Origin of the sequence: Streptomyces sp. NPDC048001, assembly GCF_043203115.1 — a bacterium.
Lineage (GTDB): Bacteria > Actinomycetota > Actinomycetes > Streptomycetales > Streptomycetaceae > Streptomyces > Streptomyces sanyensis.
This window is the reverse complement of sequence record NZ_JBIDBN010000029.1, coordinates 1-2,101: the sequence shown is the minus strand read 5'-3', so window position 1 is coordinate 2,101 and position 2,101 is coordinate 1. Positions and strand designations below refer to the sequence as shown.

The following is a 2,101-nucleotide window of genomic DNA, read 5'->3' as shown; positions in this document are numbered from 1 at the left end:
GTGGGTCCGTAGAGGTTGTGGAGGGCGATGGTGTGGTGGGCTGCGGAGGTGTGGAAGCGGTTGACGAGGTCGCCGGGGAGGGCTTCGCCGCTGCACACCACCAGCCGGAGGGAGGGGAGCGAGGAGAGGTCCGTCTCCGAGACGAAGGCGGCGAGCATCGAGGGGACGAAGTGGGTGACGGTGACCCGTTGTTCGCGGATCAGGGTGGCGAGGTAGTCGGGGTCCTTGTGTCCTTCCGGTCGTGCGATCACCAGCGGGACGCCCTCGGCGAGTGGCCAGAACAGCTCCCACACGGAGACGTCGAATCCGGCGGGTGTCTTGTGCAGTACCCGGTCGCCCGGCTTCAGGGTGTAGGTGCTCTGCATCCACTCCAGGCGGTTGACGATGGCCGCGTGCTCGACCATCACGCCCTTGGGTCGGCCGGTCGAGCCGGAGGTGAAGATCACATAGGCCGGGTGTCCCGGCAGCAGCGGCGCCCGCCGGTCGACATCGGTCACCTCGAAGCCGGGCAGTCCGCTCAGCTCCTCCTGCACCTCGGGCGCGTCCAGGACCACCGGCTCACCGCGGAAGCACGCGGCGAGCACGTCGGGTGACCCCCCGTCCGCGATCACGCACACCGGGCGGGCGGTGTCGGTGATGTGGGTGAGGCGTTCGGCGGGGAGGGTGAGGTCGAGGGGGAGGTAGGCGCCGCCGGCGCGGACGACGGCGTGGAGGGCGACGAGGAGGTCGAAGGAGCGGGGGAGGGCGACGGCGACCACCGACTCGGGGCCGACACCGCGGGCGATGAGAAGGCGGGCCAGGCGGTTGACACGGTCCTCGAACGCGGCCCGGGACAGCTCCTCCCCCTCGAACACCAGAGCAGTTCCCTCGGGGTCGCGCCGCGCTCCGGCTCCCGACAGGTCGTCCAGCGTCCTCGGCGCGCGTGCGCGGGCGGTGTCGTTGAAGGTGTGCAGCACCAGCTCGCGCTCCGCCGACTCCAGCAGGTCGACGTGGGTCAGCGGTGCGTCCGGCCGGGCGGTGACCTGCTCCAGCAGCCGCACCAGCCGAGAGGCCAGGCGCTCCGCGGTCTCCCGCTCGAACAGGTCGGTGGCGAAGCGCACCCCGCAGGTCATCGGAGCCGCCCCGCCGGCCCCCCGGCGGAAGAGGATCTCCAGGTCGAACTTGGCCGCGCCGGTGCGCACCCGCCACTCCTCGGCGGCCGTCCCCAGCAGCCGCGACAGGTCCGGGCCGCCCCCCTCGTAGGCCACCATGGTCTGGAAGAGGGGGTGGCGGGAGAGGGAGCGTTCGGGGGCGATGGTCTCGACGAGCGTGTCGAAGGGGATGTCGGTGTGGTCGAGGGCGGTGAGGTCGGTGGTGCGGACGCGGTGGAGGAGTTCGGTGAAGGTGGGGTCGCCGGAGAGGTCGGTGCGCAGGACGGTGGTGTTGACGAAGAAGCCGACGAGGTGGTCGAGGGCGGTGTCGCCGCGGCCTGCGACGGGGGTGCCGAGGGGGATGTCGTCTCCGGCGCCGAGGCGGTGGAGCAGGGCGGCCACCGCAGCGTGCACCACCATGAACACGGTCGCCCCGGACGTGTCCGCCAGCCGGTCCACAGCGTCGACCAGCTCCGCCGGCAGCGGGACCTCGACGGTGTCCCCCTGGTGTGTGGGGGTGGCGGGGCGGGGGTGGTCGGTGGGGAGGGGGAGTTCTTCGGGGAGGTGGGCGAGGGTGTCGCGCCAGTGGGCGGCTTGGCGTGCGGCGAGGGAGGCGGGGTCGTCCTGGTTGCCGAGGAGTGTGTGCTGCCAGAGGGCGAAGTCGGCGTACTGGAGGGGGAGTTCGGGGTGGTCGGGTGGGGTGTTGGTCTGCCGGGCGGTGTAGGCGGTGTCGAGGTCGGTGAGCAGGGGGCCGGTGGACCATTCGTCAGTGGCGATGTGGTGCATGAGGACGACCAGGACGTGCTCGTCCTCGGTGGTGCTGAGCAGGGTGAAGCGCACCGGCAGATCACGGCCCAGGTCGAAGACGTGGCCGCACGCGGCCTCGGCCTCGGCCGGGAGGCGTTCGGCGGGTACGTGCCGGACGGTGAAGGGCGTCTCGGCGTCCTCGGGGGCGAGCACCGTCTGGCGGG

1 protein-coding gene is annotated in these 2,101 nt (G+C 72.2%); it reads right to left on the bottom strand.

The genetic code is table 11. From position 1 onward, the window contains the following. Positions 1-2,101, bottom strand: a 2,101-nt coding sequence (locus ACGF15_RS29095) for an AMP-binding protein (protein WP_392803291.1), incomplete at both ends; no start/stop codon positions are given.